Consider the following 4,664-nt stretch of genomic DNA (forward strand, 5'->3'; position numbering starts at 1 on the left):
GTAAATGCAATGAGCAGGGAATATGTATTGAAACAGATTTTATATGGTATCAAGGATCAATATGATGCAGTCATCATAGATTGTATGCCATCATTGGGAATGATTACGATTAATGCGCTGGCTGCATCGGATGAAGTTCTCATTCCGGTTGAAGCGTCCTACCTACCAATCAAAGGATTGCAGCAACTGTTAAAAACAATCGGCAAGGTCCGTAAGCAGATCAATCCGAAGCTGCAAGTAGGAGGTATTTTGTTTACGATGGTCGATGCTCATACGAATGATGCCAGAAATAATATGGAGCTTCTCAGAAATGCATATGGAAGTCAAATCCATATCTTTGATAATTATATTCCATTTTCTGTAAGAATGAAGGAAGCAGTCAGAGAAGGACAGAGTATTTTCTCTTATGATCCGAAAAGCAAAGCTACAGAGGCTTATCGGAGAGTGACGGAGGAGGTGCTAGAAGATGCCATCTAAAAAAAGAGCAACTCCCGTTTCCTTACAGCCGCTTGATGCATTGTTTGGAACAAACGAAGAGTCAATCAATGGAATTAGTGAGATAGCAATCGGAAGTCTTCATCCATTTCCGAATCATCCATTTCAAGTAAGAGATGATAAGAAAATGGAAGAATTATCAGAAAGTATTATACAATACGGCGTATTGGTTCCTGGCATTGTGCGGTTGAGAGAGTCTGGGGGTTATGAGTTGGTAGCAGGTCATCGGCGAAAACGAGCATGTGAACTTGCAGGATTAGAGAAAATGCCGGTTATCATCAAAGATCTTACGGATGATGAATCAACGGTGATTATGGTAGATTCCAATATTCAAAGAGAAGAACTCTTAATCAGTGAAAAAGCTTTTGCTTATAAAATGAAATATGAGGCATTGAAACGACAGGGTAAGAGATCCGATTTAACTTCTTGCCAAGTTGGCAAGAAGTTGGCGGCAGAGGAAGTCAGTCAGAATACTGAAGATAGTTCCAGACAAATATTAAGATATATTCATTTGACATTGTTACTTCCCGAACTGTTGGAAATGGCAGATGATAAGAAACTTCCTTTTAACACGGCTGTTGAAATTTCATATTTGAGAAATGAAGAACAACAGGTGTTACTTCAGTATATGAGTAATCACAATATGGTACCGTCCATGAAGCAGGCAAAGGAATTGAAACAGATTTCAAAAGAACGGATGTTGACGTATTCAGAGATTGACCAGATTTGCATGAATGAAAGTACTGAAAAAGTTCAAGTGCAGATTCCGGCGAAAAAGTTGAAACAATATTTTCCAGAGACATATACAAAGACTCAGATGGAAGAAATTATATTTATGCTTCTGGCATCGTGGGCAGAAAGAGAGGGTGAAGAATGAGCAATGAAGATATGGCAAGTAGAATACAAGTCTATAGGAAAAAGATAGAAAAGATACGTGTTAAACAGATGAAAAGAGAGAAGTTTAAACATTTGTTGAAAACATTAAGATTATCAGCAGGAAGAAAGTGAAAGTATGGCTTTAAAAAATGTACGAAGATATGATGCGAACGGAAGGGAGCTTACGGAGAAAGATCTGGAAACCTTTCGATTGGATTCTCCTGTGATTAGAGAAATATTGGCAAACCTCAATCGGGAGGTGACGGAAGGAATCAGACAGAAGGAGAAAAAAGGTGACGATTGAAGATGTAATTAAAAAATCAATTCTGCCGCTGGCATTTATGGTATTCTGGTTTTGGATGACAAAAACAATTATGAAAGTCAGCGGTCAGACAGATTGGTTCTGGTGGATATTTATTGCCGGATTACCATTTGGAATACATAAAATGCGGCTGATTCTAATCCCAAGGGGAATGGATACCACAGCAACACTTGGTATGGCTGCATTAAGTGTCATCATTGGAGCATTGATCGGAAGTATCATGATTCCAGTGTATGTGATCAGAGCGATATACGTTTTTATACGGTATATCATTGGAAAATAGAAGATTAGTTTGATAAGAGGCAGGCTTGCGAAAACAAAAATCGTAAGTCTGCCTCTTTTTTTGTGCCTAAAAACAGGCAATTCAGGGTAAATCCCTTTTGCAAATATTAGTTTGGAGGATTTTATTATGAGAGAACGCATTGAAAGCAAGCATGTAACAAAAGAAATCAAAAGTCAGATGCCGGTAATTTCACCTGAGATTATCAAAGAAAGAGGTTGTACGTTTTGTCCGTATTATCTTGGAAGTTATGAGAAACAGCCACGCTGTATGATGAAAAATTGTGCCTGGGATGATGAGAATGAGCGTTTCCATCCGATTCTTCGTAGATTGATTCCATTTTACAAAGAGAAGATGGAAAAAGCGGAGGAAAAGTTCCTGGCAGTGAAACAGATTTATACAACTCTTTTAAAGATGTTTGCAGATGAAATGAAGCAGGAAGAGTTGGAAAAAGATGAATGTTACGGATGTGCCTATGGAAAATGTGGTCCATGTATCGGTATCTGTTACAAATCAATGAAAGTATAGGAGGGTTAAGCCAATGAATACAACAATTATTTCCGGGAGATTGGTAAGAAATCCTGGATACAATGAAGTGGAGAATGAAAAAGGACTTCATAAGATTGCCAAGTTTGTTCTGGCAGTCAGAAGAAATTATTCTGATGAAGTCAGTTTCATTCCGGTAAAGGCTTTTGCAAAGAAAGCAGAATTTGCCAGGGATTATCTGATGCAGGGAACGAAGGTCATGGTGGAAGGCGAGATTGTCACGGGTAATTATGAAGATAAGGATACCGGGAAAAAGATTTATACCACCGAAGTGTATGCAAACCGGATTGAATTCGCAGGTGCAAAAATGGTTGACAGACCACCATTCCCAGAAGATGCGGAAGGGTTCTTAGAGATACCGGAGGGCATGGAAGAGGAAATGCCGTTTAGATAGAGGAGGATAAAAGATGGTTTCAGTAGATCAGGTGTATATGATAGGGCATATGAAAAATGCCGATGGAAGTATCAATAACAAAAATGTAGTGCTGTCAGCAGCATGTGAAGCAGCGGAACTATTCCAGTGCATGATGGCAGTAAATCAAAAACTGGAGGACTGGCAGAGATTCAATCACACCTTGGAGATGCATCTTAGAAGTGTGGAATGTGAGAAAATCCATGATATCTGTCAGGCAGTATATGGGATGAAACATCCGTCCAATGAACTGGAAGGATTGTATCTGGCAAGGGAGGATGAACAGATATGCCTGCTGTATTATCAGGTTTTCGTGGGGATGTTGGAAATCAATATCAATTCAGCTGAAGTGCTATACAAACAGAAGGAGAAAACAATCAATGAGTAAGATGGAGTATATGCCGGTAGATTGTCTGCAGGTGCCAAAGGTGCTGTTCCAGATGGAAAAATACAAAAATCTGTCAAATACAGCAAAGATTTTATACAGCTTATTTCTGGATCGTTTGAAATTTGCGGTACAGAATGGCTGGGTAGATCATAATGGAGATCTGTTTGTTGTCTATCCGAAAAGTGAAATGAAGAAAAATCTGAATATGACCCGATATGGAGTAGATCAGGCTGTACAGGAACTGGTTCAGGTTGGAAAGCTGGTGCGTATTATTCCGAATAATGGAAAAGCGAACCACTTTTATATCAACGATATTTATGAAAATGAGATGGAGGAAGAATCAATGATGACATTAGACAGAATTATGGCAAATATGCCACTGGAAGAAAGAGAAATTATCATGGACAAGATGGTGGCAGCATCCAGAGATATTCTGAAAACTATTGTAGATATGGGGTATCTGGATGAGTATGATTCAGAACCAATGGAAGGTGAAGAACAGGAGGATTTTGAGGATCTGGAAGAAGAGGATTTCCCAACGTCTGGTTTTGAGTTTGGAATGAACCTTGCATTTAAATATCTGCATGAAAATGAAGAAGATTTTAAAAGAGTAAGAAGACTTCAGCAATATCTTCACAGACAGTATAAAGACTGTTCAAGAAAGAGATATAGCATTATCCTGGAAGCACTTGCTTACGCTATTGATTATGATAAGAGTTTTATTTATGACTTGAGCATGGCAGATAAGAAGTTAAAAAAAATGTATCTGGAGGATTTTATGGAGGGATTCGATTATGCTTTGTATGATTCACGTTATGAAGAAAACGAAGCCGAAGAATAGGAAATAAGTTATGGCAGATTTTGAATATTTCAGAGCAGAAGAATCTGACCAGTTTTCTTTTTTTCGGATACCCAAAGCTCTGTTCACAGAAAAAGAGTTTGCAAGCCTGTCCACAGACGCAAAGCTCCTTTACGGAATTCTGCTTGATCGAATCAGCCTATCCAAGAAAAATGGCTGGATCGACAGTGATGGTTATGTCTATATCATTTACACAATCGCAGAATTACAGGAGCTGTTGCGAATGTCGCATACGACAGTGACAAAGCTTCTTTATGAGCTTGACAGTGTGCATGGCATTGGATTGATCGAACGGTATCGGCAGGGGAATAATCGTCCTTCTGTCATATACGTGAAAAATTTTGTGAAACGGAGCAGAGGAAAGCCAGTAAGATACTTTGCTTCTGGAACGCCAGAAACTGGAAATCCAGACTGCAAGGAATTGGAAATCCGGATTGCAAGAAACTGGAAGTCCGGAACGCAAAAAAATAGAAGTCCGGACTGCAA

At 39.0% G+C, this 4,664-nt stretch carries 10 protein-coding genes; all 10 read left to right on the forward strand.

The features are described 5' to 3' along the window. A partial coding sequence (locus LKD71_RS17705) for a ParA family protein (RefSeq protein WP_227616397.1) occupies nucleotides 1–477 on the forward strand: 477 nt, incomplete at its 5' end. Continuing rightward, nucleotides 467–1,372 (forward strand): ParB/RepB/Spo0J family partition protein, encoded by a 906-nt coding sequence (locus tag LKD71_RS17710; protein ID WP_027090284.1) that lies wholly within the window; start codon nucleotides 467–469, stop codon nucleotides 1,370–1,372. The genes LKD71_RS17705 and LKD71_RS17710, both read left to right, overlap by 11 nt. Continuing rightward, nucleotides 1,369–1,503 carry a hypothetical protein gene (locus LKD71_RS18225; RefSeq protein ID WP_255633202.1) on the forward strand — a complete coding sequence of 45 codons (135 nt, stop codon included), beginning with the start codon at nucleotides 1,369–1,371 and terminating at the stop codon, nucleotides 1,501–1,503. Before LKD71_RS17710 ends, LKD71_RS18225 begins: the two co-directional genes overlap by 4 nt. 4 nt (nucleotides 1,504–1,507) lie before the next feature. Next, nucleotides 1,508–1,675, forward strand: coding sequence for a hypothetical protein (locus tag LKD71_RS17715; protein WP_227616398.1), 168 nt, complete (start codon nucleotides 1,508–1,510; stop codon nucleotides 1,673–1,675). Beyond that, the gene (locus tag LKD71_RS17720) at nucleotides 1,665–1,976 is read left to right on the forward strand and encodes a DUF6050 family protein (protein ID WP_027090285.1); all 312 of its coding nucleotides are present in this window, start codon (nucleotides 1,665–1,667) and stop codon (nucleotides 1,974–1,976) included. The genes LKD71_RS17715 and LKD71_RS17720 overlap by 11 nt, the downstream gene beginning before the upstream one ends. A 126-nt stretch (nucleotides 1,977–2,102) precedes the next feature. Then, a complete protein-coding gene (locus LKD71_RS17725) occupies nucleotides 2,103–2,501 on the forward strand; it encodes a hypothetical protein (protein WP_027090286.1) in 399 nt (132 codons plus the stop codon). Between the two features lie 13 nt (nucleotides 2,502–2,514). Next, complete coding sequence (locus LKD71_RS17730) at nucleotides 2,515–2,913, forward strand: single-stranded DNA-binding protein (RefSeq protein ID WP_027090287.1); 399 nt, start codon at nucleotides 2,515–2,517, stop codon at nucleotides 2,911–2,913. A 13-nt stretch (nucleotides 2,914–2,926) separates the two neighbouring features. Further along, nucleotides 2,927–3,319 carry a hypothetical protein gene (locus LKD71_RS17735; protein WP_027090288.1) on the forward strand — a complete coding sequence of 131 codons (393 nt, stop codon included), beginning with the start codon at nucleotides 2,927–2,929 and terminating at the stop codon, nucleotides 3,317–3,319. Between the two features lie 52 nt (nucleotides 3,320–3,371). Then, on the forward strand, nucleotides 3,372–4,160 hold the full coding sequence (locus tag LKD71_RS17740) for a replication initiator protein A (RefSeq protein WP_408611032.1): 789 nt from the start codon (nucleotides 3,372–3,374) through the stop codon (nucleotides 4,158–4,160). A 10-nt stretch (nucleotides 4,161–4,170) separates the two neighbouring features. Then, nucleotides 4,171–4,664 (forward strand): replication initiator protein A (locus LKD71_RS17745; RefSeq protein WP_227616399.1); only part of this gene is annotated, 494 nt, incomplete at its 3' end.

Source organism: Fusicatenibacter faecihominis (assembly GCF_020686945.1).
Lineage (GTDB): Bacteria > Bacillota > Clostridia > Lachnospirales > Lachnospiraceae > Limivivens > Limivivens faecihominis.